Here is a 25794-nt window from a genome sequence, read left to right as displayed (position 1 = left end):
CCGACGCACGCGTTGAGCGGTACGTGACCGGCCCGCGAGGGGAGATGCGGGACGCCGGGCGGCAAGCTGCGGGGCGGACCGGCGCGGCTCACGCCGCCGCCCATTGGAGTCCATTATGGATATCGCCTTCAGGGGTTCGAGTGTTTTTTCAAACACTTAAGGCTTGTTACACGCTGAAATACGAGAAAACCCCGAGAAAAAGGGCACGCGAATCGAAATCGAGACAGTGGCCATAATTGTTGCGATATCGTGAAAAACCACTATAATTTTTACCGATTGACTCACTCGCGCCCCGCCGTTCCAGCTTCCCCCGTCTACGCGCTCTGCAGCGCCTCTCCTCCGACAGATCCGGGTTTCACCCGTCCCCACCGGGCATTTTTTCTGTCGGAAAAATTCCTACACGGTTTACAGACAAATCCTGCGCAGCGCACGCCACTTTGCTGATACCGGCATAAAACCCGTTTAGCCAAAATCCCGTTGTAAGACCATAAACATGCCGATTGCGCGCCACGAGCCGCCACGTCGAGCAAACGTTTTCATAACACGAATGGCCAAAGGCTCTTAACGGGGAAATCATGAGCGCTACAAGCGAAATGCTCAGTGAGATCAAAGAGGTAAACCTGTCGTACCTCCTGCTCGCGCAACGCCTGCTGCGCGAGGACAAAGCGATGGGCATGTTCCGCATGGGAATTTCCGAGGAACTGGCCGATGTCCTCGGGAACCTCACGCTTGCCCAGACCGTGAAGCTCGCGGCGTCGAACCAGATGCTGTGCCGCTTTCGCTTCGACGATCACGCACTGCTGTCGTCGCTGGCCGACAAGGGGCGCAGCACCGTGGTGTCGCATGCCCATTCGGCGATCCTGATGGCCGGCCAGCCGGTCGAAAGCGTCCGCTGACGCTCCCTGCCCTGCGTTCGTCCCGGCGCGCCGCGCCGGCGGCCGGCGCTTGGGCGTCTGATCCGAAGCAACGAGAGGCGGACGGCTAACACTTATGGCAAGCAAAAGCGTCGTGGTCGAGGTGAAGGAAATCACCCTCGCCATCGAACTGATCGAACTGGGTGCCCGGCTGCAGCTGCTGGAGGCGGAGACGAGCCTGTCGCGGGACCGTCTGATCAAGCTGTACAAGGAGCTGAAGGGCGTGTCGCCGCCGAAGGGGATGCTGCCGTTCTCGACCGACTGGTTCATGACGTGGCAGCCGAACATCCACTCGTCGCTGTTCTACAACATCTACCGGTTCATGCAGGACCACGGCCGCTGCGAGCCGATCCAGGCGATCGTGAAGGCGTACCGGCTGTATCTGGAGCACGTGAACCTGTCCGGCGACGAGGCGGCGCTGAGCCTCACGCGCGCGTGGACGCTGGTGCGCTTCTTCGATTCGGGAATGCTGCAGATGACGCCGTGCACGCGCTGCGGCGGCCATTTCGTCGCGCACGCGCATGATCCGCATCAAGGTTTCGTGTGCGGGCTCTGCCAGCCGCCGTCGCGCGCCGGCAAGACCCGCAAGGCGGCGGCCGCGCAGGCAGGGCAGGCGGCGCTCGCGGTGTGAGCCCCTCGGGGCGGGGGACGCGGGCCGCAGCCGCGTGCCGCGGGCAGGCGCGAGCCGCCGCGGGATGCTGGTAAACACGGCCCGGCCGCCGCCGCGGGGCGCCCAAAGTTTTCCTGCCGACTGCCGTAAACCACTTAACGGCGGTCTCCCCGCCGGCCATTCGTGAGGGACAGGCAGTGCTGATTATCGTAGGAACACTCGTGACGATTTTGTCCGTCTTCGGCGGTTACGCGCTGGCAGGCGGGCATCTGGGCGCATTGATCCAGCCGATCGAAATTCTGATGATCGTCGGCGCGGGCGTGGGCGCGTTCATCCTCGGCAACGGCATGAAGACGATCAAGGCGACCTTGCAGGTGCTGCCGACGCTCTTCAAGGGCTCGAAGTACAACAAGGACGTCTACATGGAGCTGATGGGGCTCCTGTACGTGCTGCTCGCGAAAGCGCGCAAGGAAGGCACGCTGACGCTCGAGGCCGACATCGACGATCCGGACAAGAGCCCGATCTTCACCCAGTATCCGAAGATCCTGGCCGACCGCCACATCGTCGAATTTCTGACCGACTACCTGCGGCTGATGGTCGGCGGCAACATGAACGCGTTCGAGATCGAGAGCCTGATGGACGAGGAGATCGAGACGCATCACACCGAAGGCGAAGGCCCGGCGCACGCGCTGATGCGCGTCGGCGACGCGATGCCGGCGTTCGGCATCGTCGCGGCCGTGATGGGCGTCGTGCACACGATGGCGTCCGCCGACAAGCCGCCCGCGGTGCTCGGCGCGATGATCGCGCAGGCGCTGGTCGGCACGTTCCTCGGCATCCTGCTGTCGTACGGGCTGATCGGCCCGCTCGCGAGCCTCGCGGAGCAGCGCGTCGCCGAGTCGACGAAGATGTTCCAGTGCATCAAGGTCACGATTCTCGCGAGCCTGAACGGCTACGCGCCGGCGATCGCGGTCGAATTCGGCCGCAAGGTGCTGTTCTCGACCGAGCGGCCGTCGTTCGCCGAGCTCGAAGAGCACGTGCGCCGCGTGAAGGCGAAGTGACGCGGAGCGCCCGATGAGCAAGAGCAAGGATCGCGCAATCGTCGTCAAGCGGGTGGCCCCGGCGAAGAAGGGCCACCACGGCGGCGCCTGGAAGCTCGCGTATGCGGACTTCATGACCGCGATGATGGCGTTCTTCCTGTTGATGTGGCTGCTGAGCTCGGTGACGCCGGTGCAGCTCAAGGGGATCGCCGAGTACTTCAACACGCCGCTGCAGGCCGCGCTGTTCGGCAGCGGCGACCGCAGCTCGCAGGATTCGAGCATCATCAACGGCGGCGGGCGCGACATCTCGAGCGTCGACGCGGGCTCGACGCGCCGCACCGACGGCTCGACCAGCCTCGCGGACCGCGTCGCGAAGAAGAACGACGACGAAGCGCAGGCCCAGGCGCAGGGCTCGCTCGAGCGCCGCGAGCAGGCGCGCCTGCACGACCTGCAGATCAAGCTGATGGCCGCGATCGAGGCCAACCCGACACTGCGCCAGTTCAAGCAGCAGATCCGCATCGACTCGACGCTGATGGGGCTGCGCATCGAGATCGTCGACACGCAGAAGCGGCCGATGTTCGCGATGTCGAGCGACCACGTCGAGCCGTACATGCGCGACATCCTGCGTGAGATCGGCAAGACGCTGAACGACGTGCCGAACCGCATCATCGTCCAGGGCCACACCGACGCGGTGCCATACGCGGGCGGCGAAGGCGGCTACAGCAACTGGGAGCTGTCGGCCGACCGCGCGAACGCATCGCGCCGCGAGCTGATCTCGGGCGGCATGGACGAATCGAAGGTGCTGCGCGTGCTCGGCCTTGCGTCGACGCAGAACCTGAACAAGGCCGATCCGCTCGATCCGGAGAACCGCCGGATCAGCGTGATCGTGCTGAATCGCAAATCCGAAGAGGCGCTGATGCGCGACGACGCGACGACCACGACGCTGTCGGCAGACGCCGCGGGCTCGAAGCAGCTCGCGCAGCAGCTGGGCGCCGCCTCGGCCGCCCGGCCGGTGCTCGCGAGCGCCGTGGCCGTCGCGCCGAAACCCTGACGTTTCCAGCTTCCGAGACAGACATGATCCGAACCATTCTTGCCATCGACGACTCCGCGACCATGCGTGCGCTCCTGCAGGGGACGCTCGCGCAGGCCGGCTACGACGTGACGGTTGCGCCGGACGGCGAAGCCGGCTTCGACATGGCGGCCACCGTCGCGTACGACCTGGTGCTGACCGATCAGAACATGCCGCGCAAGAGCGGCCTCGAAGTGATCGCGGCGCTGCGCAAGCTGACCGCCTACGCGGACACGCCGATCCTCGTGCTGACGACCGAGGGCAGCGATGCGTTCAAGGCCGCGGCGCGCGATGCGGGCGCGACTGGCTGGATCGAGAAGCCGATCGACCCGGCCGTGCTGATTGACCTGGTCGCGACGCTGTCCGCGCCGGCCGATTCCTGATTTGACCGCGACGACCTTATCCGGTGACCCGGCATGACTCTCGACATCACTCAGTTCTACCAGACATTCTTCGACGAGGCGGACGAGCTGCTCGCGCAGATGGAGCAGCTGCTGCTGAATCTGGACGTCGACGCGCTCGATCCCGAGGACGGCGCGGCGATCTTCCGCGCCGCGCATTCGATCAAGGGCGGCGCGGCGACCTTCGGCTTCACCGCGCTCACCGAGACGACGCACATCCTCGAATCGCTGCTTGACCGCGTGCGCAACCACGAGCTGAAGCTGACGAAGGAGATGGTCGACGTCTTCCTCGAGGCGAAGGACGTGCTGTCCGACCAGCTCGCCGACTATCGCGCGAGCGCGGAGCCCGATGCGGCAGCCGCCGCGGCGATCTGCGCGAAGCTCGAACGGCTGAAGGCCGCGAGCGGCACGGCCGCGGCAGCACCGGCGCCCGCGCCGGCTGCGGCCGCCGCACCCGCGCCCGCTGCGCCGGCTGCGGCTGCGCCGGAGCCCGCCGCCGCCGGCGATAGCGCGCCGGACCACGTGATCGAACAGGCCGTCGCGGCCGCCCATCCGGCGGCAGGCGGGGCCGATGCCGGCGCCGAAGGCCCGCACCTGAAGATCACGCTGACCGGCGTCGACGCGAAGGACCGCGAGCTGCTCGCCGAGGAACTCGGCAATCTCGGCCGCATCGTCGGCCGCGAGGAGGCGGGCGGCGACCTGACGCTGTGGCTGGAGTCGGACGTGTCGACCGACGACATCGTCGCGGTCTGCTGCTTCGTGATCGACGACAGCCAGATCCGCATCTCGCGCGGCACCGCGCCGGCCGCAGCGGCGGCGCCGGGCGCACCGGCAGCAGAGGCCGCAGCGCCCGCACCGGCGCCGGCCGCCGCGACGCCGGCTGCCGCCGAACCGGCCGCGGCCGCAGCCGCACCGGCCGCACGCGTCGAGGTGTTCGCGCCCGCAGCGCCCGCCGCACCGGCGGCGCCGGCCGCCGCGGCCGCGCCGCAGGCGCCGGCACAGCCCGCCGCAGCCCAGCCGCAGCAAGCGCCGCACGCCGAACCGGCCAACGCGCATGCCGCCCACCATCACCACGACGACAAGCGTCCGCGCGGCGCGGCCGGCGCGGCAGGCGGCGCCGAAGGCAGCTCGATCCGCGTCGGCGTCGAGAAGGTCGACCAGCTGATCAACCTGGTCGGCGAGCTCGTGATCACGCAGGCGATGCTCGCGGAAACGGCGAGCGCGTTCGACCCCGCGCTGCACGACCGTCTCTTCAACGGGATGGCGCAGCTCGAGCGCAACGCGCGCGACCTGCAGGAAGCGGTGATGTCGATCCGGATGATGCCGATGGACTACGTGTTCAGCCGCTTCCCGCGGCTCGTGCGCGATCTCGCCGGCAAGCTCGGCAAGCAGGTCGAGCTCGTCACGTTCGGCCAGGCGACCGAGCTCGACAAGAGCCTGATCGAGCGGATCATCGATCCGCTCACCCACCTCGTGCGCAACAGCCTCGACCACGGGATCGAGACCGTCGACAAGCGGCGCGCGGCCGGCAAGGACGCGGTCGGCCAGCTCGTGCTGTCGGCCGCGCATCACGGCGGCAACATCGTGATCGAGGTCAGCGACGACGGCGGCGGCCTGAACCGCGAGCGCATTCTCGCGAAGGCCGCGAAGCAGGGCATGCAGATTCCCGACACCATCAGCGACGACGAAGTCTGGCAGCTGATCTTCGCGCCGGGCTTCTCGACCGCCGAGACGGTGACCGACGTGTCGGGCCGCGGCGTCGGCATGGACGTCGTGAAGCGCAACATCCAGTCGATGGGCGGCCACGTCGAAATTTCGTCGCACGCCGGCAAGGGCACGACCACGCGCATCGTGCTGCCGCTCACGCTCGCGATCCTCGACGGGATGTCGGTGAAGGTCGGCGGCGAGATCTTCATCCTGCCGCTCAATTTCGTGATGGAGTCGCTGCAGCCGTCCGCGGACGACATCTACACGGTCGGCAACGGCGAGCGCGTGGTGCGCGTGCGCGGCGAATACCTGCCGCTCGTCGCGCTGCATGAAGTGTTCTCGGTGGACGAGGCGCGCACCGACCCGACCCAGGGAATCGTCACGATCATGGAAACCGAGGGCCGCCGCTTCGCGATGCTGATCGACGAGCTGGTCGGCCAGCAGCAGGTGGTCGTGAAGAACCTCGAAACCAATTACCGCAAGGTGCACGGCATCTCGGCAGCAACGATCCTCGGCGACGGCAGCGTCGCGCTGATCGTCGACGTCGCGGCGCTGAACCGCGAAACCCGTGCGACGCACGGCGCCAATCAATCCGGCCGCCGCGCTCGCGTTCTGACTCTCGCCACAACCGATTGGGGGCATACGTGTCTGCTGAAGTCCAAATGATCAATCCGGCCGCGGCGAACGCGGCCACGAGCCGCCGCGATGCGGAGCATGGCGATGCGACGGGTCAGGAATTCCTCGTCTTCACGCTCGGCGACGAGGAGTACGGGATCGACATCCTGAAGGTGCAGGAGATCCGCGGCTACGACAGCGTCACGCGCATCGCGAACGCGCCTGATTTCATCAAGGGCGTGATCAACCTGCGCGGGATCATCGTGCCGATCGTCGACATGCGGATCAAGTTCCACCTGGGCCGCGTCGAGTACGACCACCAGACCGTCGTGATCATCCTGAACGTGTCGAATCGCGTGGTCGGGATGGTGGTCGACGGCGTGTCCGACGTGCTGACGCTGCAGACCGACGCGATCATGCCGGCGCCGGAGTTCGGCGCGACGCTGACGACCGAGTACCTGACGGGCCTCGGCACGGTCGACGGCCGGATGCTGATCCTGATGGACATCGAGAAGCTGATGTCGAGCCGCGAGATGGCGCTGATCGAGACGCTCGGCGTGTAAGCGCGCCGGGCGCAAGGAATTTCGGGAGAACCTGCAATGTTGCAAAACTGGTCGATCCGCACAACGCTCACGGCGGTCGGACTCATCCTCGCATGCCTCGCCGCGGCGGTCGGCGGGCTCGGCCTCTATGCGCTCCATCACGCGAGCCGCTCGCTCGACGGTGTCGCGCATGGCGACCTGCCGGCGATCCATGCGCTCGACGACACGTCGACGTTCCTGCTGCGCTCGCGCGTGTCGCTCGACCGCTTCCGCTCGCTGACCGAAGGCGGCAATGCCGAAGAGGCCGGCAAGGTGCTGGCGCGCGCGCAGGAGCTGTTCGCGAAGTCGGGCCAGAACTGGCAGGCGTTCCTGGCGACGCCGAAGGAAGGCGTCGATCAGGCGCTCGTCGACGACCTGGCCGCGCGCTACGCGACGATCATCAAGGAAGGCGTCGAGCCGGAATTCGCGGCCGCGCGCGCCGGCGACCTGGCCGCGTATCGCGCGATCGCCGACACGAAGATCAGCCCGATGTTCGTCGCCTACGACCAGGCGGCGGCGGCCGTGATCGGCGCGCTGCAGGCGCGCGCGGAATCACGCCAGGATGCGACGCAAACGCGGATCTCGCTGATGATCGCGCTGATCACGGCCGGCATCGCGCTGTCGCTCGTGATGGTGGTCGCGATCCGCTTCGCGCTGCGCGGGCTGATCATCCAGCCGCTCGAGCAGGCGGTCGCGCACTTCGAGCGCATCGCCGCGGGCGACCTCACCGAGCCGGTGCAGGTCCGGAGCACGAACGAGATCGGGCGCCTGTTCGGCGGCATCCGCCGGATGCAGGACGCGGTCACCGCGATGGTGCAGTCCGTGCATCGCGGCGCGGAGTCGATCGACGTCGGCGCGCGCGAGATCGCCACCGGCAACACCGACCTGTCGCAGCGCACGGAGGAGCAGGCCGCGTCGCTGCAGGAAACCGCGTCGAGCATGGAGCAGCTGACCGGCACCGTGCGGCAGAACGCCGAGAACGCGCGCCAGGCGAGCCAGCTCGCGGTCAACGCGTCGGACATCGCGACGCAGGGCGGCGAGGTGGTCGGCCAGGTGGTCGAGACGATGCAGGACATCGCGACGAGCTCGGGCAAGGTCGTCGACATCATCGGCACGATCGAAGGCATCGCGTTCCAGACCAACATCCTCGCGCTGAACGCGGCGGTGGAAGCGGCGCGCGCCGGCGAGCAGGGCCGCGGCTTCGCGGTCGTCGCCGGCGAGGTGCGCTCGCTCGCGCAGCGCAGCGCGACCGCCGCGAAGGAAATCAAGCAGCTGATCGGCGATTCGGCGGACAAGGTGCAAAGCGGCTCGGAGCTGGTCGCGCGCGCCGGCTCGACGATGGACGAGATCGTGCAGGCCGTGCGCCGCGTGACCGACATCATGGGCGAGATCAGCGCCGCGTCCGAAGAGCAGTCGACCGGCATCGAGCAGGTGAACCGCGCGGTCGGCCAGATGGACGCCGTCACGCAGCAGAACGCGGCGCTCGTCGAGCAGGCCGCGGCCGCCGCCGCGTCGCTCGAGGAGCAGACGCGCCAGATGAAGGCGGTCGTGGCCGGCTGGCGCGTCCTCGGCGGCATCGCGCATGCGGCCGCGCCCGTGCGCTCGGCGCCGCCGGCGCTGCCCGCCGCGCGCCCGGCGCCGCAGCCGGCCGCCGTGCCGGCGCTGCCGCATGCAGGACACTCGGCCCACGCCCACACGCATGAACCGCAGCCGGTGAAGCGCGCCGCGCTCGCGGCCGAACCGAAGGCGCCGTCGGGCAGCGCGCCGGCCGCGGGCGGCTATGCGCCGCGCGTCGCGAAGCCGGCCGCCGCCAAGCCCGCCGCGCCGGCGGCGAAGCCCGCGCTCGTGCGGCCCGCGCTGTCCGGCGAGAAGCCGGCGCCTGCCGCGGCCGGCACGTCCAACGACGACTGGGAGACCTTCTAAGCCATGCTGACTGCGCGCGCTCCGCTTCGTGCCGAATCTCAGGACGCTTCGACCCGGGCCGGTGAGGCCGGGCGCGACTTCGCGTTCACGGCCGCCGACTTCGCGCGCATCCGCACGCTGATCCACCAGCGTGCGGGGATTTCGCTGTCCGAGCACAAGCGCGACATGGCGTACAGCCGGCTCGCGCGCCGGCTGCGCGCGCGCGGTCTCGACACGTTCCGCGACTATCTCGACCAGCTCGAGCGGGAGGACGATCCCGTCGAATGGGAAGCCTTCACCAACGCGCTGACGACGAACCTCACCGCATTCTTTCGCGAGGCGCATCACTTTCCGATCCTCGCCGATTTCGTGAAGGGCCGCGACGCGCCGGTGTCGGTGTGGTGCTCGGCCGCGTCGACCGGCGAGGAGCCGTATTCGATCGCGATCACGCTGATCGAGGCGCTCGGCGACTCGGCTGCGCGCAGCGCGTCGATCCTCGCGACCGACCTCGACACGCAGGTGCTCGCGAAGGCCGAGGCCGGCATCTACACGTACGACCAGGTCAAGCACCTGTCGCCGGAGCGCCTGAAGCGCTTCTTCCTGAAAGGCACGGGCGCGCAGGCCGGCCGCGTGAAGGTGCGCCCGGAGCTGCGCGCGATGATCCGCTTCGAGCAGCTCAACCTGACCGATGCCGACTACGGGATCGGCAAGCCGTTCGACGCGATCTTCTGCCGCAACGTGATGATCTACTTCGACAAGCCGACGCAGGGGCAGGTGCTGTCCCGCTTCGAGCCGCTCGTGAAGCCGGGCGGCCTGCTGTTCGCCGGCCACTCGGAGAACTTCACGTACGTCACGCAGGCGTTCCGGCTGCGCGGCCAGACGGTCTATGAACTGACGCGCGACGCGTCGCGCCCGGCCGCGTCCGGCGGCGGCGCGCCGCGCGCGCGCATGGGCGGGGCCGCGACGCCGGCCGCCGGGGAACGCCGATGAGTGCGCTGCCGATCGCGACCAACCGCTACTTCGACAGCCACTTCGGCCTGCCGGGCGTGAAGCTGCTGCCGAACGAGTTCTACACGACCGGCGACGACATGGTGCTGATGACCGTGCTCGGCTCGTGCGTCGCCGCGTGCCTGCACGATCCGTACGCGGGCATCGGCGGAATGAACCACTTCATGCTGCCCGACGACGGCGCGGACGCATGCGCGGCCGCGTCCGAGTCGATGCGCTACGGCGCGTACGCGATGGAAGTGCTGATCAACGAGATGATCAAGGCGGGCGGCCGCCGCGAGCGTTTCGAGGCGAAGGTGTTCGGCGGCGCGGCCGTGCTGGCCGGCATGACGACGATCAACATCGGCGACCGCAATGCGGACTTCGTGCGCCGCTATCTCGCGCTCGAGCGCATCCGGATCACGGCGGAAGACCTGCAGGGCGTGCATCCTCGCAAGGTCGCGTTCATGCCGCATTCGGGGCGCGCGGCGGTGAAGAAGCTGCGTTTGCAGGTGCATGGCGTCACGGAGCGCGAAGCCGCGCTCGCACGCGCGGCCGAAGCCGGCCGCGCCGCGCGGCCGCGCCCGCACGTCGAGCTGTTCGGCACGCCGGCGACGCGCCCCGCGCCGGGCCAGCCCGGCGCGAACCCGCTCGCGAAGCAGCCGGGCGCGGCCCAGCCGGCGCGTGCGCGCATCGAGCTGTTCGGCGCGCGCGGCGGTGCGGGTGCGGGCGGCTCGGCCGCCGGGAGCCCATTCGCCGGCGGCCGGTACGCCCAGACGATATCGAAATAGCAGGAGGCAAGAACGCAGTGCAAAAGATCAAGGTATTGTGCGTCGACGATTCGGCGCTGATTCGCAGCCTGATGACCGAGATCATCAATGGGCAGCCCGACATGGAAGTGTGCGCGACCGCGCCGGATCCGCTCGTCGCGCGCGATCTCATCAAGCAGCACAACCCGGACGTCCTGACGCTCGACGTCGAAATGCCGCGCATGGACGGGCTCGACTTCCTCGAGAAGCTGATGCGCCTGCGGCCGATGCCGGTCGTGATGGTGTCGTCGCTGACCGAGCGCGGCTCGGAAATCACGCTGCGCGCGCTCGAGCTGGGCGCGGTCGACTTCGTCACGAAGCCGCGCGTCGGCATCCGCGACGGGATGCTCGACTACGCGGAGAAGCTCGCCGACAAGATCCGCGCGGCGTCGCGCGCCCGCGTGCGGCAGGCGCCGCAGCCGCAGGCCGCCGCCGCGCGCGCGGCAAGCGGCCATCCCGCTGCGCCGATGCTGAACAATCCGCTCGTCAGTACCGAAAAGCTGATCATCGTCGGCGCGTCGACGGGCGGCACCGAGGCGATCCGCGAAGTGCTGACGCCGCTGCCGCCGGATGCGCCGGCGGTGCTGATCGCGCAGCACATGCCGCCCGGCTTCACGAAGTCGTTCGCGCAGCGCCTGAACGGCCTGTGCCGGATCGCGGTGAAGGAAGCCGAGCACGGCGAGCGGGTGCTGCCCGGCCACGCCTACATCGCGCCGGGCCACGCGCACCTGCTGCTGGCCCGCAGCGGCGCGAACTACATCGCGCAGCTGTCCGACGAGCCGCCGGTCAACCGGCACCGGCCGTCGGTCGACGTGCTGTTCCGCTCGGCGGCGACGCACGCCGGCAAGAACGCGATCGGCGTGATCCTGACCGGGATGGGCCGCGACGGCGCGGCAGGCCTGCTGGAGATGAAGCGCGCGGGCGCTTACACGTTCGCGCAGGACGAGGCGAGCTGCATCGTGTTCGGGATGCCGCGCGAGGCGATCGCGATGGGCGGCGCGGAAGAGGTCGTGCCGCTCGCCGACATGAGCCGCCGCGTGATGTCGCGTCTCGCTACGATGGGCGATCGCGTGCAGCGCGTCTGAACGAAATGTCTCCGGGCATGTACGATGCTGCATGCCCTGACGGTAACGAATCTGGAAAGGAACAATGATGGACAAGAGCATGAAAATCCTGGTGGTGGACGACTTCCCGACGATGCGCCGGATCGTCCGCAACCTGCTCAAGGAACTGGGCTACACGAACGTCGACGAGGCCGAGGACGGCGCGGCCGGCCTCGCGCGGCTGCGCGGCGGCGGCTTCGACTTCGTGATCTCCGACTGGAACATGCCGAACCTCGACGGCCTCGCGATGCTGAAGGAAATCCGCGCGGACGCGACGCTCACGCACCTGCCGGTGCTGATGGTCACGGCCGAGTCGAAGAAGGAGAACATCATCGCGGCGGCGCAGGCCGGCGCGAGCGGCTATGTCGTGAAGCCGTTCACGGCGGCGGTGCTCGACGAGAAGCTGAGCAAGATCATCGAGAAGATGGCCAAGACCGGGAGCTGACGTGAACGAGCCGATCCACGCGGCGATGGCGGGCGCGGGCTTTGCCGCCGACAGCCACTCTGAAGGCGCCGATCTGGCGGCCGACCGCATCCTCGCGCGCATCGGCTCCGTCACGCGAGCGCTGCGCGACTCGATGCGCGAGCTCGGGCTCGACAAGCACGTCGAGCGCGCGGCGGAAGCCGTGCCGGACGCGCGCGACCGGCTGCGCTACGTCGCGACGATGACCGAGCAGGCGGCCGAGCGCGTGCTGACCGCGATCGAGGTCGCGAAGCCGATGCAGGAGCGCATGCAGAACGACGCCGAGGCGCTCGACGCGCGCTGGGCGCAGTGGTATGCGGCGCCGATCGAGCGCGCGGAGGTCCGCGAGCTGATGGACGATACGCGCGCGTTCCTGCGCGCGCTGCCGGAGTCCACGTCCGCGACCAGCGCGCAGCTGCTCGAGATCATGCTCGCGCAGGACTTTCAGGACCTGACCGGGCAGGTGATCAAGAAGATCATGGACATGGTCTACCTGATCGAGCAGCAGCTGCTGACCGTGCTGGTCGAGAACATCGCGCCGGAGCGGCGCGAGCAGTTCGCGGCGACCGCGGCCGCGCTCGCGGCCGAGCAGCCGATGAGCAGCACCGGCAGCCCCGCGTCGCTGCTGAACGGCCCGCAGATCAATCCGGAAGGCAAGACCGACGTCGTCCAGGACCAGGCGCAGGTCGACGACCTGCTCGCCAGCCTCGGCTTCTGACCGGGCACACCCATCGCGCCCGCGGCCCCTCCGTTGCATGGAGCGGCCCGGTGCGGCGCGCATGCGCGGTATTCCGCGCTATTCCGCGGTATTCACATCGCCCGGATCGCCGCGCGGCATCGCTTCGCCTTGCCCTGCCTCGCGCGACATGCTGCGACGCATCATGCGGCACCCATTTGACATTCCGACATACTCCGCAGGCATACTACGCGTCAGCAGCAATGAAGCGTCATTGTGAAGACTCCAATTCGTAGCCGGCGGTGCCGGACGGTTCGGTATCGCGGCGACGAAGCCAGTCCCTTGGGGGGGAATGTGAAACTGAAACGCTTGGGCTGGGCCGTCGCGCATGCGGCGGCTGCAACGGGTGTGCTGTGGTCGATCCACGCACATGCCGAACTGGGCGGCGCGCCGATGTCGCCGCCGGCGGACGACCATGCCGCCACCGTGCGCGCGCTGCAGCGCGCGATGCGCGCAGCCGACGGCGTCGTGCAGCCGAGCGCGGCCGCATACACCGTGCGCGAGATCACGCTCGGGTCGGGCACCGTCATCCACGAATACACCAGCGCGGCCGGCAGCGTGTTCGGGCTCGCGTGGCGCGGGCCGAGCATGCCGGACCTCGAGTCGCTGCTCGGCAGCTATCTTCCGCAGTACAAGGCCGGCGTCGAGGCGGCGCACGCGGCGCGCGGCTGGCGCGCGCCCGTGTCGGTCGACTCGAGCGCCATCGTGATCCGGACGGGCGGCCACATGGGCTCGTTCTCGGGGCAAGCCTGGCTGCCGCAGGCGCTGCCTGCCGGCGTGACCGGCAACGACATCCAGTGACCGGGAGAGCGATCTTGCGAATTTCTCGTACCTTCAAGCGCTGGCTCGGCGTGCTGGGCCTGGCCGCCGCGACGGCGATGCTCGTCACCGCATGCGGCGGCGGCGGCGACAGTGGCGGCAGCGGCGGCAGCAGTGGCGGCGGCTCCAACGTGTCCGACGGCAATACCGCGAACACGGCCGTGATCACGGTCGGCCCGGGCGCCGCGCGGGTGATCAACATCCCGACCGTCAGCGTGACGGTGTGCGCGCCGGGCACGTCGAACTGCCAGGTCGTCAGCAACGTGCTGGTCGATACCGCGTCGTACGGGCTGCGGCTCGTCAGCAGCGCGCTGACCTCGGGCGTGTTGAACGGCCTGCCGCAAATCACCAGCGGCGGCGCGCCGCTCGCCGAGTGCGGCAAGTTCGTGTCGACCTACACGTGGGGCTCGGTGCGCACCGTCGATCTGTCGATCGGCACCGAGCAGGCGCCTGCGCTGCCGGTGCAGATCATCGGCGACCTCGGCACGGCCAACGTGCCGGCCTCGTGCTCAAACAACGGCGCGCGGACCTCGGCGAACACGACCGGCGATCTCGGCGCGAACGGCATCCTCGGCGTCGGGCCGGCGCCGTTCGATTGCGGCGCGACCTGCACGACGTCGACGTCGTCGCTCAGCAACAATTACTACGCGTGCCCGAGCGGCAATGCGAGCTGCACGGTCGCGCTCGTGCCGACGTCGCAACAGGTCGCGAACCCGGTCCATCACTTCGCGAGCGACAACAATGGCGTGATCGTGCAGATGCCGACCGTGTCGAACAGCGGGCAGGGCAGCGCGACGGGGCTGCTGACGTTCGGCATCGGCACGCAGAGCAACAACGCGCTCGGCGCATCGACGCAGCTGACGTCGACGAGCGCCGGCGACGTCGATGCGACCTTCCTCGGCAGCAGCGTGACCGCGTTCTTCGACACCGGCTCGAACGCGTACTTCTTCAACGATGCGGCGCAGACGACGTGCTCGACCAACACGCAGTTCTACTGCCCGTCGTCGACGGTCACCTATTCGGCGACGCTGACCGGCAAGAACGGCGCGAGCGGTGGCGTGTCGATGCCGGTGGGGAATGCGGATGCGCTGTTCGCGGCGCCGTCGACGTTCGTCTACAACGACATCGCCGGCCCGTTCGGTCCGAGCGGCTGGCTCGACCTCGGCCTGCCGCATTTCTACGGCAAGACGATCTACTTCGGGATGGACAAGACGGCCAGCGGCGGCGCGCAGCCTTACGTCGCGTTCTGAACGCGCGCGGCTGGCGATGACCGGAAAGGGGGCGAGCGATCGCCCCCTTTCTCATTGCGCGGGCACCGGGCGTGCTACGGAGCGCGGCGCCGCGCCACCGCCGCACAGCGCCTACGATATAAGACCGGCGCCGGTGCCGGGACGACATCGAGGAGGCACTGCCATGACCGAGCGTATCCAGCGCATCACGCCGTTCCTGTGGTTCGACCGCGACGCCGAGGCGGCCGCCCGCTTTTACGTGTCGGTGTTCGACAACGCGCGCATTGTCGACGTCGCGCGCTACGGCAAAGCGGGTGCGCAGGCGGCCGGGCAGGCCGAGGGCGCGGTGATGACCGTCTCGTTCGAGCTGGACGGCCAGGCGTTCCTCGCGCTGAACGGCGGCCCCGCCTTTCCGCTGACGCCGGCCGTGTCGTTCGTCGTCAACTGCCGCGACCAGCGCGAGATCGACCGCTACTGGGCCGCGCTCGCCGAGGGCGGCGACGAGCGCGCGCAGCAGTGCGGCTGGCTGCGCGACCGCTTCGGCGTGTCGTGGCAGGTGGTGCCCGTGCAGATGCCCGAGCTGATGGCCGGCGACCCGGCGCGCGCCGAGCGCGTGATGGCGCAGGTGCTGCGGATGAAGAAGCTCGATCTGAGCGTGCTGGAGCAGGCGGCGGCCGGTTAGCGGCGGCACGGCGATTTGCTGCGCCGTTTCAGGCCCGTGCGCGATGCTGGTGGCATGCCTGTTGCGAATGGGCGGTAAATCCGTCGCGGCATCGGCGAGCCGATTATCGGCTGTGCAGCGTTTCATGCCGCCGTAATCGAATTGTGGATTATCTTTTGGTTATTCGTCGCGCGGCGCGGCGATTATAAGCGCGGCGGGGCACGCGGCTGGCGGTTCTCCCGGAGCGCCGGCGCGGCCGGTGCGGCAAGCATTGAGCGATGCGCGAAAAGAGATGCAATACCCGGAACTTGATATTTATAATGCCTTCGTTGTTTCCGCGGTCGACGATATAAAACGAGAGGGCAATAAAATGAATTTCGGTGAAGCCGTGCGTTCCGCACTCAATCAATACGCAAAATTCGACGGCCGGGCGCGCCGCGCGGAATACTGGTATTTCGCGTTGCTCACGGGCATCGTGTCGATCGTCTGTCAGGTGGTCGCCGCGGCCGCCGAGGACCCGAGCGCGATCGCGATGCTGCTGATGGTCGTCGTCGCGCTCGCGTCGCTTGCGCTGGTATTGCCCAGCCTCGCGGTCACCGTGCGCCGCCTGCACGATACGGACCGCTCCGGCTGGTTTGTGCTGATCACGCTCATCCCGCTCGTCGGCGCGATCGTGCTGCTCGTGTGGATGTGCGCGCGCGGCACCGAGGGCCCGAACCGCTACGGTCCGGATCCGATCCCGGCTGTCTGAGCGGGGCCGGGGGCGGCCTGGCGGCCGGTTCCGGGCGGGTTGGGCTCCGGCTCGCGCCGGGGCCAACACGCAGACCAACGCTGGGGCGGTGATTCGGTCGCTGGCTCAGGCTTAAATACTCCGGCCCGCCCGCCGTCCGCTCCCACCGCCCACCGCCGCCTCAGCCGCCTCAGCCGCCTCAGCCGCCTCAGCCGCCTCAGCCGCCTCAGCCGCCTCAGCCTCAGCCTCAGCCTCAGCCTCAGCCTCAGCCTTAGCCGGCCCGCCAACCCTCGGCTCCCTCCATCCCCACCGCATTTCCCCCGCATCGCCCACCCGCGAACGCGTGTCCCGCCGCCGCAGCATCCCCCCATCCATCGCCGAACCCCCGCCGCCCACCGCCTGCCGCACGCCCTCACCCGATTCTCCGAAATACCCCCCTTTCCAGGCTTTGCTCGACCGATCGGCGTTTGACGCGTCCATGAATAATCGGTGTCACTGGAAAGCGGCATCCCGCCGTACCCGTCTGGAGGCCCCGTGGCAGACGAGAGCGATCTCGACAAAACCGAAGCCGCCACTCCCAGGCGCCGCGAGAAGGCGCGCGAGGAGGGGCAGGTCGCGCGCTCGCGCGAGCTGGCTTCGTTCGCGCTGCTCGCGTCGGGCTTCTACGGCACGTGGCTCGTGTCGGGGCCGTCGGGCGCCCATCTGCAGACGATGCTGCGCAGTGCGTTCACCTTCGACCGCGCGACCGCGTTCGACACGCACCGGATGCTGTCGGCCGCCGGCACGGCGAGCGCCGAAGGCCTCGCCGCGGTGCTGCCGATCCTCGCCCTCACGGGCCTCGCCGCGCTGCTCGCGCCGATGGCGCTCGGCGGCTGGCTGATCTCGTCGAAGACGTTCGAGCTGAAGCTCGACCGCCTGAACCCGATCACGGGCCTCGGCCGGATCTTCTCGGTCCAGGGGCCGATCCAGCTCGGCATGTCGCTCGCGAAGACGCTGGTCGTCGGCGGGATCGGCGGCATCGCGATCTGGCGCAGCAAGGACGAACTGCTCGGCCTCGCGATGCAGCCGCTGCACGCGGCGCTCGCCGACGCGCTGCACCTCGTTGCCGTGTGCTGCGGCACCACGGTCGCCGGGATGCTGGTCGTCGCCGCGCTCGACGTGCCGTATCAACTCTGGCAGTACAACAAGAAGTTGCGCATGACGAAGGAAGAAGTGAAGCGCGAGCATCGCGAGAACGAAGGCGATCCGCACGTGAAGGGCCGGATTCGCCAGCAGCAGCGTGCGATCGCGCGGCGCCGGATGATGGCGGCCGTGCCGAAGGCCGACGTCGTCGTCACGAACCCGACGCACTTCGCCGTCGCGCTGCAATACACGGACGGCGCGATGCGCGCGCCGAAGGTCGTCGCGAAGGGCGTGAACCTCGTCGCCGCGCGCATCCGCGAGCTCGCGGCCGAGCACAACGTGCCGCTGCTCGAAGCGCCGCCGCTCGCGCGGGCGCTGTATCACAACGTCGAACTCGAACGCGAGATTCCCGGCTCGCTGTACTCGGCCGTCGCCGAGGTGCTCGCGTGGGTGTACCAGCTCAAGCGCTTCCGTTCGGAAGGCGGCGCGTTCCCGGCGGCGCCGGTCGATCTCGACGTGCCGGCCGAACTCGACAAGGGCGCGTCGGTGTCCGCCGCCGACGAGCGCGAGGAAGCCGAAGACGTGCTCGGCGCGCAAGGGGGTAACGCATGATTAGCCCCCACGCTCACATTCGTTCGCTGCCCCCCGAGGGGGCGGCTGCCGTCCACGGCCGGCTTTGCAAAGCCGGCCGGCTGCGCGGGCGCGGAGCCATGCTCCGCGAATTCCCCGCTACGCCCCTTGGGGCGGCCCGGCGGGAGGCAGCATGAGCACGCCGGCCGGCCTGTTCGCGAAGCGCCCGAACCTGCTCGCGGGCACCAACCTGCGCGCGCTCGCGGGCCCGATCCTCATCTGCATGATCCTGGGGATGATGATCCTGCCGCTGCCGCCGCTGCTGCTGGATCTGCTGTTCACGTTCAACATCGCGCTGTCCGTGATGGTGCTGCTCGTCAGCATGTACACGATGAAGCCGCTCGACTTCGCGGCGTTCCCGAGCGTGCTGCTGTTCTCGACGCTGCTGCGCCTGTCGCTGAACGTCGCGTCGACCCGCGTCGTGCTGCTCGAGGGCCACACGGGCCCGGACGCGGCCGGCCAGGTGATCGAGGCGTTCGGCCACTTCCTCGTCGGCGGCAACTTCGCGGTCGGCATCGTCGTGTTCGTGATCCTGATGATCATCAACTTCATGGTGATCACGAAGGGCGCGGGGCGGATCGCCGAAGTGTCCGCGCGCTTCACGCTCGACGCGATGCCCGGCAAGCAGATGGCGATCGACGCCGACCTGAACGCGGGCCTCATCAACGAGGAGCAGGCGAGAAAGCGCCGCACCGCGGTCGCGCAGGAAGCCGAGTTCTACGGATCGATGGACGGCGCGTCGAAGTTCGTGCGCGGCGATGCGATCGCGGGCCTGATCATCATGGCGATCAACGTGATCGGCGGGCTGATCGTCGGGATGATCCAGCACGACATGACGTTCGCGGCGGCCGGCACGAACTACACGCTGCTGACGATCGGCGACGGCCTCGTCGCGCAGATCCCGTCGCTCGTGATCTCGACCGCGGCCGGCGTGATCGTGTCGCGCGTCGCGACCGACGAGGACATCGGCACGCAGATCACCGGCCAGCTGTTCGCGAACCCGCGCGTGCTGGCGATCACCGGCGCGATCATCCTGATCATGGGGCTGATCCCCGGCATGCCGCACTTCGCGTTCCTGCTGCTCGGCGGCGGCGCGATCTGGTTCGCCCGCACGCAGACGAAGCGCGCGGCGGCCCGCAAGGCGGCCGGCGACGTCACCGAGATCGCGCCGCCCGCCGCGCTGCCCGCCGACAGCCACGAGGCGACCTGGGACGACGTGCAGCTGATCGACCCGCTCGGCCTCGAAGTCGGCTACCGGCTGATCCCGCTCGTCGACAAGAACAGCGACGGCGAGCTGCTCAAGCGGATCAAGAGCATCCGCAAGAAATTCGCGCAGGAAATCGGCTTCCTGCCGCCCGTGATCCACATCCGCGACAACCTCGAACTGCGGCCGAACGGCTACCGGATCGCGCTGAAGGGCGTCGAGATCGGCATCGGCGAAGTGTTTCCGGGCCAGTGGCTCGCGATCAACCCGGGCCAGGTGACGGCCGCGCTGCCCGGCGTGCCGACCACCGACCCGGCGTTCGGGCTGCCGGCCGTGTGGGTCGACGTCGCGATGCGCGAGCAGGCGCAGGTGTACGGCTACACGGTGGTCGACGCGAGCACGGTCGTCGCGACCCACCTGAACCATCTGGTCGTCCAGCACGCGGCCGAGCTGCTCGGCCGCCAGGAAGTGCAGGCGCTGATCGAGCGCACCGGCAAGGACGCGCCGTCGCTCGTCGAGGACCTCGTGCCGAAGACGATCTCGCTGACGACGCTGCAGAAGGTGCTGCAGAACCTGCTCGAGGAAGGCGTGCCGATCCGCGACATGCGCACGATCCTCGAAGCCGTGTCCGAGCACGCCGGCCGCATCACCGACGCGTACGACATCACGGCCGCGGTGCGGCTCGCGCTCGGCCGCGCGATCACGCAGCAGTGGTACCCGGGCTCGGGCGAGATGCAGGTGATGGGCCTCGACGCGAATCTCGAGCGCGTGCTGTCGCAGGCGCTCGCCACGGGCGCGAACCCGGGTCTCGAGCCCGGCCTCGCGCATTTTCACTCCTGACCGGCACGCAGCAAGCGATGCTGCGTCAACAGAATCTCGGGCTGCCGCCCGTGCTGCTCGTGCAGCACGCGCTGCGCGCGATGCTCGCGCGCTTCCTGCGCCGCAGCCTGCCGCAATTGAAAGTGCTGTCGTATGCCGAAGTGCCGGATACACGCACGATCAAGGTCGTTAACGTCATCGGGGGTTCCGCTTGAACATTCGCAAATTCACCGGGCCGACGAGCCGCGACGCGCTGCGGCTCGTGCGCGAGGCGCTCGGCGCCGACGCCGTCGTGCTGTCGAACCGCACGCTCGATGACGGCAGTGTCGAAATCGTCGCGCTCGCCGACGCCGAACTGTCGGCGATCACGCCGCCGGGCGCGGCCGACGTCGTCGCGCTGCCCGGCGCGGCGTTCCGGGCCGGCGCGCCGGCGCCCGCGGGCACGGCGCCGCGGGCGGCCGTCAATCCGTATGCGATGGGCGACGGCGGCTTGCCGGACGTGTTCTCGTCGGTGTTCGGCGCGAGCGCCGAGACGACCGACGCGCCGGCGGCGCCGGTGGCGGGCTCTGCCGCCGCCGCTGCGCCGGCCGCGGGATCGTTCGCCGCACGAGTGCCTGCCGCGGGATCGCCTGCCGCGGGATCGCCCGCCCCCCCTTCCGAACCCGCGCCGTGGCTCGTCGAGCACGCGAAGCGCCTGACGCAGCAGCGCGAAGCGCTGATCGCGCGCGCGCAGGCGACGCCGGCGCAGGAAGTTGCGCCGCGCGCCGCGCACGAAGCGACGCCGCCCGAGTGGGCGCGCGACATCGTGCGCAACGTCGCGCGCCGCGTGCCGGCGGACGACGCCGCGCCGCGCCGCGGCGCCGACGCGCCCGCCCCGAAGGCGGCGGACCGCGCGCGCGTGACTGAAGACACGGCCGCCGCGGTGGCCGACGCGGTGAAGGCGCGCATCGAGCGGATCGTCAACGACACGGTGATGAACGAGCTCGGCTCGCTGCGCGGGATGATGGAGGAGCAGTTCGACAGCCTGATGTGGCACGAGCGCCAGCGCCGCAGCCCGGTGCACGGCGCGTTGACGAAGCATCTGTTCGCGGCCGGCTTCTCCGCGCAGCTCGTGCGGATGATGGTCGACAACCTGCCGCAGGGCGAAGGCGAGCAGACGTTCGAGCAGGCGGCCGAATGGGCGCAGTCGGTGCTCGAGTCGAACCTGCCGGTGCTCGACAGCGAGGAAGCGCTGATGGAGCGCGGCGGCGTGTTCGCGCTGATGGGGCCGACGGGCGTCGGCAAGACGACCACCACCGCGAAGCTCGCCGCGCGCTGCGTGATGCGCTTCGGCGCGAGCAAGGTCGCGCTGCTCACGACCGACAGCTACCGGATCGGCGGCCACGAGCAGCTGCGGATCTTCGGCAAGATCCTCGGCGTGCCCGTGCACGCGGTGAAGGATGCCGGCGACCTGCAGCTCGCGCTGTCCGAGCTGCGCAACAAGCACATCGTGCTGATCGACACGATCGGCATGAGCCAGCGCGACCGTGCGGTGTCCGACCAGATCGCGATGCTGCACGGCGCGAACACGCCGGTGCAGCGCCTCCTGCTGCTCAACGCGACGAGCCACGGCGACACGCTCAACGAGGTCGTGCAGGCCTACCGCAGCGCGGCCGGCCATCCGGACGCGGCATCCCCGGAGCTCGCCGGCTGCATTCTCACGAAGCTCGACGAGGCGACCCACCTCGGCGGCGTGCTCGACACGGTGATCCGCTACAAGCTGCCCGTCCACTACGTGTCGACCGGCCAGAAGGTGCCGGAGAACCTGTACGTCGCGACGAAGAAATTCCTGATGAAGAGTGCCTTCTGTGTGCCGCGCGACGGCTCGCCCTTCGTGCCGCAGGACGAGGACATGCCGACGCTGCTTTCCGCGTTGACCGCACGTTCGACCGCCGAGCTGCACGAGGTGCGCTTTGGATAAAAGGATGATCGACCAGGCCGAAGGATTGCGGCGCCTGCTGGCCGGGCGCGCTTCGAGGATCGTCGCGGTGGCGGGCGGGCCGGCGGGCGTCGGCTGCACGTCGACCGTCGTGAACCTGGCCGCGGCGCTGGCCGCGCTGGGCAAGGACGTGCTCGTCGTCGACGAGCGCGCGAACGTGCATTCGGCCGCCGCGACGCTCGCCGGCTCCTGGCTGCGGGACGGCGAGCGCGCGCGCGTGTCCGCCGGGTTCGGCGTGTGCGCCGCGTCGCGGCTCGCGCGCGCGGGCTACAGCGACGCGCAGCTCAGCGATTTCGTCGACGGCCCGGCCGACATCGTGCTCGTCGACGCGCAGCTCGACGCCGACGGCGGGTTCTCGGCGCTCGCGCGCGAAGCGCACGACGTGCTGATCGTCACGCGCGTCGCCGCGCAGGCGATCACCGAGGCGTACGCGTGCATGAAGCGGCTGCATTTCGCGCATGCGATCGCGCAGTTCCGCGTGCTGACCAACCACGTCGGCAGCCACGCCGACGCGAAGACCGCGTTCGACAACCTCGCGGGCGTCGCGAGCCGCTACCTGACCGTGTCGATCACCGACGCGGGCTGCGTGAGCGCCGATCCGCTCGTCGAGCATGCGCGCGAGCTCGTGCGCACGGCGGTCGACGCGTTTCCGTCGTCGCCGGCCGCGCGCGATTACCGGCAGATTGCCGCCGACCTGCTGTACTGGCCGCTGCGTCCGCGGCCGGGCGCCGGCGCGGCGCGGGCGCGGGCGGCAGCACGTCGTTCGAGGCGGGCGCGGCGCACGCCGCGTGAGGGCCACCGGAAGGAGAGAGCCATGATGTACAACGCTCAAGGAAAGATTTCGCAGGCCGACGTGCTCGCGCAATACGCGCCGCTCGTGCGCCGCCTGGGCCTGCAGCTCGTCGCGAAGATGCCGGCGAGCGTCGATCTCGACGACCTGATCCAGGCCGGGATGATCGGCCTGATGGACGCGGCCGGGCGCTACAAGGAAGACCAGGGCGCGCAGTTCGAGACCTACGCGACGCAGCGGATCCGCGGCGCGATGCTCGACGAGCTGCGCAGCAACGACTGGCTGCCGCGCAGCCTGCGCAAGACGTCGCGCGAGGTCGAGCATGCGGTGCACCAGGTCGAGCAGCACCTCGGCCGCGCGGCGAGCGAGGCCGAGATCGCGCAGCACCTGAACATGCCGCTCGACGAATACCAGGGGATGCTGCAGGACCTGCACGGCAGCCAGCTCATCTACTACGAGGATTTCGACCGCGCGGCCGACGACGAGCCGTTCCTCGACCGCTATCGCGTCGATCACGCCGATCCGCTGTCGTCGCTGCTCGACGAGCACCTGCGCGAGGCGCTGATCGAGGCGATCGAGCGGCTGCCGGAGCGCGAGAAGCTGCTGATGTCGCTGTACTACGAACGCGGGCTGAACCTGCGCGAGATCGGCGCAGTGCTCGAAGTGAGCGAATCGCGCGTGTGCCAGCTGCACAGCCAGGCGGTCGCGCGGCTGCGCGCGCGGCTGCGCGAGCAGGCGTGGGTCGGCGCGGAGAACTGAGCGGCAGCGGCGGGCGTCGCGCGCGCCGACGCCGCGCGTGCGGCCGCCCGCCCAACCCCACATTTCTCGCCACGATTTGCTACAATCCCACCCGTTTTCCGAGGAGCGTTGCGACGGACCGTCCAGCGTCCGCCAGGCTCGGAAAGCTTCACCAAGCGGCCGGGCCGCGGCGCAATGCGCCGGCTCCCGCTTCCTGAACGGCGCTCACGTCACCATTTTCTAGAACTTTTTTAGAAAGGAGGGCGTGATGAACGCCGTCATCGATTCCAAAGCTTCCAACGATTACGTCGTCGCCGACATGGCGCTTGCCGGGTGGGGCCGCAAGGAACTGAACATCGCCGAGACCGAAATGCCGGGCCTCGTGCAGATCCGCGACGAATACAAGGCGCAGCAGCCGCTGAAGGGCGCGCGCATCGCGGGCTCGCTGCACATGACGATCCAGACCGGCGTGCTGATCGAGACGCTGAAGGCGCTCGGCGCCGAAGTCCGCTGGGCATCGTGCAACATCTTCTCGACGCAGGACCACGCCGCCGCCGCGATCGTCGAGTCCGGCACGCCGGTGTTCGCGTTCAAGGGCGAGTCGCTCGACGAATACTGGGAATTCTCGCACCGCATCTTCGAATGGCCGAACGGCGAGTTCGCGAACATGATCCTCGACGACGGCGGCGACGCGACGCTGCTGCTGATCCTCGGCTCGAAGGCCGAGAAGGACCGTTCGGTGATCGCCAAGCCGGCCAACGAGGAAGAAGTCGCGCTGTACAAGTCGATCGCGAAGCACCTCGACGTCGACGCGAACTGGTACTCGAAGCGCCTCGCGCACATCAAGGGCGTCACCGAGGAAACGACGACCGGCGTGCACCGCCTGTACCAGATGGAAAAGGACGGCCGCCTGCCGTTCCCGGCGTTCAACGTGAACGACTCGGTCACGAAGTCGAAGTTCGACAACCTGTACGGCTGCCGCGAGTCGCTCGTCGACGGCATCAAGCGCGCGACCGACGTGATGATCGCGGGCAAGGTCGCGGTCGTCGCGGGCTACGGCGACGTGGGCAAGGGCTGCGCGCAGTCGCTGCGCGGCCTGGGCGCGACCGTGTGGGTCACCGAGATCGATCCGATCTGCGCGCTGCAGGCGGCGATGGAAGGCTACCGCGTCGTGACGATGGAATACGCGGCGGACAAGGCCGACATCTTCGTGACGGCGACCGGCAACTACCACGTGATCAACCACGATCACATGAAGGCGATGCGCCACAACGCGATCGTCTGCAACATCGGCCACTTCGACTCGGAAATCGACGTCGCGTCGACCCGCCAGTACCAGTGGGAAAACATCAAGCCGCAGGTCGACCACATCATCTTCCCGGACGGCAAGCGCATCATCCTGCTGGCCGAAGGCCGCCTCGTGAACCTCGGCTGCGCGACCGGCCACCCGTCGTTCGTGATGTCGAACTCGTTCGCGAACCAGACCCTCGCGCAGATCGAGCTGTTCACGCGCGGCGGCGAGTACGAGAACAAGGTGTACGTGCTGCCGAAGCACCTCGACGAGAAGGTCGCGCGCCTGCACCTCGCGCGCATCGGCGCGAACCTGTCGGTGCTGTCGGACGAGCAGGCGGCGTACATCGGCGTGGCGAAGGAAGGCCCGTTCAAGCCGAACCACTACCGCTACTGATGCGGCAAGCCGCCGCCCGCCACCGGCGCGGCGGCGGCGCCGCGCCGTCCGAGCGTCCACCGAACCGGAGCATTACATGAGCGTCATCCTGTCCTGGATCATCAATGCCCTCGCGCTGCTGATCATCACCTACCTGGTGCCGTCGATCCACATCAAGAGCTTCGGCACCGCGCTGATCGTCGCGGTCGTGCTGGGGCTGATCAACACGGTGATCCGGCCGGTGCTGATCCTGCTGACGCTGCCCGTCACGGTCGTCACGCTCGGGCTGTTCATCCTCGTCGTCAACGCGCTGTGCTTCTGGTTCGCGTCGTCGCTGCTCAAGGGCTTCGAGGTATCCGGGTTCTGGTCCGCATTCTTCGGTTCGATCCTGTACAGCATCGTGTCCTGGCTGCTGTCCGCCCTCATCTTCGGCCAGCGCAACATCGGCTGAGCGGGCAAGTCCAGCGTCTTCTG

At 68.9% G+C, this 25794-nt stretch carries 22 protein-coding genes, 2 pseudogenes and 1 riboswitch; all 24 genes and pseudogenes read left to right on the top strand.

The genetic code is table 11. The features are described 5' to 3' along the window. The first annotated feature begins 575 nt into the window (after positions 1-575). The 24 genes and pseudogenes from flhD to WJ35_RS10435 all read left to right on the top strand — a co-directional run bounded on the left by flhD (position 576) and on the right by WJ35_RS10435 (position 25771). Positions 576-896: a flagellar transcriptional regulator FlhD gene (gene flhD / locus WJ35_RS10555; RefSeq protein WP_010093028.1), complete on the top strand. Its 321-nt coding sequence runs from the start codon at positions 576-578 to the stop codon at positions 894-896. A gap of 94 nt (positions 897-990) precedes the next feature. Then, positions 991-1545 carry a flagellar transcriptional regulator FlhC gene (flhC, locus tag WJ35_RS10550; RefSeq protein WP_042586778.1) on the top strand — a complete coding sequence of 185 codons (555 nt, stop codon included), beginning with the start codon at positions 991-993 and terminating at the stop codon, positions 1543-1545. A 176-nt stretch (positions 1546-1721) separates the two neighbouring features. Continuing rightward, on the top strand, positions 1722-2582 hold the full coding sequence (motA, locus tag WJ35_RS10545; RefSeq protein WP_010093026.1) for a flagellar motor stator protein MotA: 861 nt from the start codon (positions 1722-1724) through the stop codon (positions 2580-2582). Positions 2583-2595: 13 nt separating this feature from the next. Continuing rightward, positions 2596-3612 (top strand): flagellar motor protein MotB, encoded by a 1017-nt coding sequence (gene motB / locus WJ35_RS10540; RefSeq protein ID WP_069239122.1) that lies wholly within the window; start codon positions 2596-2598, stop codon positions 3610-3612. 23 nt (positions 3613-3635) lie between these two features. Further along, positions 3636-4013, top strand: coding sequence for a response regulator (locus tag WJ35_RS10535; protein ID WP_010093024.1), 378 nt, complete (start codon positions 3636-3638; stop codon positions 4011-4013). Positions 4014-4046: 33 nt separating this feature from the next. After that, positions 4047-6404, top strand: coding sequence for a chemotaxis protein CheA (gene cheA / locus WJ35_RS10530; RefSeq protein ID WP_230459659.1), 2358 nt, complete (start codon positions 4047-4049; stop codon positions 6402-6404). Further along, the gene (cheW, locus tag WJ35_RS10525; RefSeq protein WP_010093021.1) at positions 6401-6916 is read left to right on the top strand and encodes a chemotaxis protein CheW; all 516 of its coding nucleotides are present in this window, start codon (positions 6401-6403) and stop codon (positions 6914-6916) included. The genes cheA and cheW overlap by 4 nt, the downstream gene beginning before the upstream one ends. Positions 6917-6952: 36 nt before the next feature. Then, on the top strand, positions 6953-8857 hold the full coding sequence (locus WJ35_RS10520; protein ID WP_060234754.1) for a methyl-accepting chemotaxis protein: 1905 nt from the start codon (positions 6953-6955) through the stop codon (positions 8855-8857). Between the two features lie 3 nt (positions 8858-8860). Next, on the top strand, positions 8861-9826 hold the full coding sequence (locus tag WJ35_RS10515) for a CheR family methyltransferase (protein ID WP_060234755.1): 966 nt from the start codon (positions 8861-8863) through the stop codon (positions 9824-9826). After that, complete coding sequence (gene cheD, locus WJ35_RS10510; protein WP_060234756.1) at positions 9823-10614, top strand: chemoreceptor glutamine deamidase CheD; 792 nt, start codon at positions 9823-9825, stop codon at positions 10612-10614. Before WJ35_RS10515 ends, cheD begins: the two co-directional genes overlap by 4 nt. A 71-nt stretch (positions 10615-10685) precedes the next feature. Beyond that, positions 10686-11717: a protein-glutamate methylesterase/protein-glutamine glutaminase gene (locus tag WJ35_RS10505; RefSeq protein WP_269466220.1), complete on the top strand. Its 1032-nt coding sequence runs from the start codon at positions 10686-10688 to the stop codon at positions 11715-11717. 67 nt (positions 11718-11784) lie between these two features. After that, on the top strand, positions 11785-12180 hold the full coding sequence (cheY, locus tag WJ35_RS10500) for a chemotaxis response regulator CheY (RefSeq protein ID WP_029226639.1): 396 nt from the start codon (positions 11785-11787) through the stop codon (positions 12178-12180). A gap of 1 nt (position 12181) precedes the next feature. Continuing rightward, a complete protein-coding gene (gene cheZ, locus WJ35_RS10495) occupies positions 12182-12916 on the top strand; it encodes a protein phosphatase CheZ (protein ID WP_060234757.1) in 735 nt (244 codons plus the stop codon). A 312-nt stretch (positions 12917-13228) separates the two neighbouring features. Continuing rightward, positions 13229-13735 (top strand): DUF2844 domain-containing protein, encoded by a 507-nt coding sequence (locus tag WJ35_RS10490; RefSeq protein WP_069239120.1) that lies wholly within the window; start codon positions 13229-13231, stop codon positions 13733-13735. A gap of 14 nt (positions 13736-13749) precedes the next feature. Next, positions 13750-15003 (top strand): DUF3443 domain-containing protein, encoded by a 1254-nt coding sequence (locus WJ35_RS10485; RefSeq protein ID WP_069239119.1) that lies wholly within the window; start codon positions 13750-13752, stop codon positions 15001-15003. A 163-nt stretch (positions 15004-15166) separates the two neighbouring features. After that, positions 15167-15664, top strand: a complete 498-nt coding sequence (locus tag WJ35_RS10480; RefSeq protein WP_034192936.1) for a VOC family protein — start codon at positions 15167-15169, stop codon at positions 15662-15664. Positions 15665-15902: 238 nt separating this feature from the next. After that, positions 15903-16394: a DUF805 domain-containing protein gene (locus WJ35_RS10475; RefSeq protein ID WP_346268555.1), complete on the top strand. Its 492-nt coding sequence runs from the start codon at positions 15903-15905 to the stop codon at positions 16392-16394. Positions 16395-16907: 513 nt separating this feature from the next. Then, positions 16908-18107, top strand: coding sequence for a flagellar biosynthesis protein FlhB (flhB, locus tag WJ35_RS10465; RefSeq protein ID WP_069239117.1), 1200 nt, complete (start codon positions 16908-16910; stop codon positions 18105-18107). Positions 18108-18258: 151 nt separating this feature from the next. Next, positions 18259-20363, top strand: a pseudogene (gene flhA / locus WJ35_RS10460) (flagellar biosynthesis protein FlhA). Further along, positions 20360-22108 carry a flagellar biosynthesis protein FlhF gene (flhF, locus tag WJ35_RS10455; protein WP_060234762.1) on the top strand — a complete coding sequence of 583 codons (1749 nt, stop codon included), beginning with the start codon at positions 20360-20362 and terminating at the stop codon, positions 22106-22108. Before flhA ends, flhF begins: the two are co-directional and overlap by 4 nt. Next, a pseudogene (locus tag WJ35_RS10450) lies at positions 22101-22918 on the top strand (MinD/ParA family ATP-binding protein). Before flhF ends, WJ35_RS10450 begins: the two are co-directional and overlap by 8 nt. Before the next feature lie 22 nt (positions 22919-22940). Then, positions 22941-23675 (top strand): RNA polymerase sigma factor FliA, encoded by a 735-nt coding sequence (locus WJ35_RS10445; protein ID WP_010093004.1) that lies wholly within the window; start codon positions 22941-22943, stop codon positions 23673-23675. Positions 23676-23769: 94 nt separating this feature from the next. Further along, positions 23770-23888: riboswitch (S-adenosyl-L-homocysteine riboswitch) on the top strand. Positions 23889-23922: 34 nt separating this feature from the next. After that, a complete protein-coding gene (gene ahcY, locus WJ35_RS10440; protein ID WP_060234764.1) occupies positions 23923-25341 on the top strand; it encodes an adenosylhomocysteinase in 1419 nt (472 codons plus the stop codon). A 76-nt stretch (positions 25342-25417) separates the two neighbouring features. Continuing rightward, positions 25418-25771, top strand: coding sequence for a phage holin family protein (locus WJ35_RS10435; RefSeq protein WP_010093000.1), 354 nt, complete (start codon positions 25418-25420; stop codon positions 25769-25771). Positions 25772-25794: the final 23 nt, after the last annotated feature.

Origin of the sequence: Burkholderia ubonensis (assembly GCF_001718695.1) — a bacterium.
Classification (GTDB): domain Bacteria; phylum Pseudomonadota; class Gammaproteobacteria; order Burkholderiales; family Burkholderiaceae; genus Burkholderia; species Burkholderia ubonensis_B.
The sequence above is the reverse complement of the archived record's forward strand: the minus strand, read 5'-3'. Positions and strand labels throughout refer to the sequence as shown.

Coding starts and splice junctions, on each gene's coding strand:
- flhD (WP_010093028.1), top strand. CDS start 576: ATGAGCGCTACAAGCGAAATGCTCAGTGAGATCAAAGAGGTAAACCTG.
- flhC (WP_042586778.1), top strand. CDS start 991: ATGGCAAGCAAAAGCGTCGTGGTCGAGGTGAAGGAAATCACCCTCGCC.
- motB (WP_069239122.1), top strand. CDS start 2,596: ATGAGCAAGAGCAAGGATCGCGCAATCGTCGTCAAGCGGGTGGCCCCG.
- WJ35_RS10535 (WP_010093024.1), top strand. CDS start 3,636: ATGATCCGAACCATTCTTGCCATCGACGACTCCGCGACCATGCGTGCG.
- cheA (WP_230459659.1), top strand. CDS start 4,047: ATGACTCTCGACATCACTCAGTTCTACCAGACATTCTTCGACGAGGCG.
- cheW (WP_010093021.1), top strand. CDS start 6,401: ATGATCAATCCGGCCGCGGCGAACGCGGCCACGAGCCGCCGCGATGCG.
- WJ35_RS10520 (WP_060234754.1), top strand. CDS start 6,953: ATGTTGCAAAACTGGTCGATCCGCACAACGCTCACGGCGGTCGGACTC.
- WJ35_RS10515 (WP_060234755.1), top strand. CDS start 8,861: ATGCTGACTGCGCGCGCTCCGCTTCGTGCCGAATCTCAGGACGCTTCG.
- cheD (WP_060234756.1), top strand. CDS start 9,823: ATGAGTGCGCTGCCGATCGCGACCAACCGCTACTTCGACAGCCACTTC.
- WJ35_RS10505 (WP_269466220.1), top strand. CDS start 10,686: ATGACCGAGATCATCAATGGGCAGCCCGACATGGAAGTGTGCGCGACC.
- cheY (WP_029226639.1), top strand. CDS start 11,785: ATGGACAAGAGCATGAAAATCCTGGTGGTGGACGACTTCCCGACGATG.
- WJ35_RS10480 (WP_034192936.1), top strand. CDS start 15,167: ATGACCGAGCGTATCCAGCGCATCACGCCGTTCCTGTGGTTCGACCGC.
- WJ35_RS10445 (WP_010093004.1), top strand. CDS start 22,941: ATGATGTACAACGCTCAAGGAAAGATTTCGCAGGCCGACGTGCTCGCG.
- ahcY (WP_060234764.1), top strand. CDS start 23,923: ATGAACGCCGTCATCGATTCCAAAGCTTCCAACGATTACGTCGTCGCC.
- WJ35_RS10435 (WP_010093000.1), top strand. CDS start 25,418: ATGAGCGTCATCCTGTCCTGGATCATCAATGCCCTCGCGCTGCTGATC.